Raw genomic sequence first — 364 nt, forward strand, 5'->3', positions numbered from 1 at the left:
CCTTTGATAATAAATTCTTTCGTTTGGTAATCTAAAGCTCCATAATAAGTTTGCCTTTCTTTTTGATTTTTGATGGGAATTTCTATTCTTCGATCCGTCCTTCCCCAAACATACCCTAAAATATCTCCCCAAAGAAGATGACATTCATCAATCATAAACACTGTCAGCTTTCCCGCCCCTATTTCCTCTTTCCAACTCGCTAACTTTTTTTCAATTTCTTCCTTTTTCTCTTGGACTAACTGCTCATTTTTAGCCGGATTCTTTTTTTGGCTTTTTTTCCAACTGATGCGAGCCTCTTCCAGCAAGCTATAATAACTTTGATGGGATTGAAACACGACTCCATACTCCCTTTCTAACAAAACTT

General features: G+C 36.8%; 1 protein-coding gene. It reads right to left on the bottom strand.

Translation table 11 applies throughout. The annotated features are described in order from the left end of the window. Positions 1–364, bottom strand: a 364-nt coding sequence (locus PL9214_RS29440; RefSeq protein WP_186440514.1) for a winged helix-turn-helix domain-containing protein, incomplete at both ends; no start/stop codon positions are given.

Source organism: Planktothrix tepida PCC 9214 (genome assembly GCF_900009145.1).
GTDB classification, from domain to species: Bacteria; Cyanobacteriota; Cyanobacteriia; order Cyanobacteriales; family Microcoleaceae; genus Planktothrix; species Planktothrix tepida.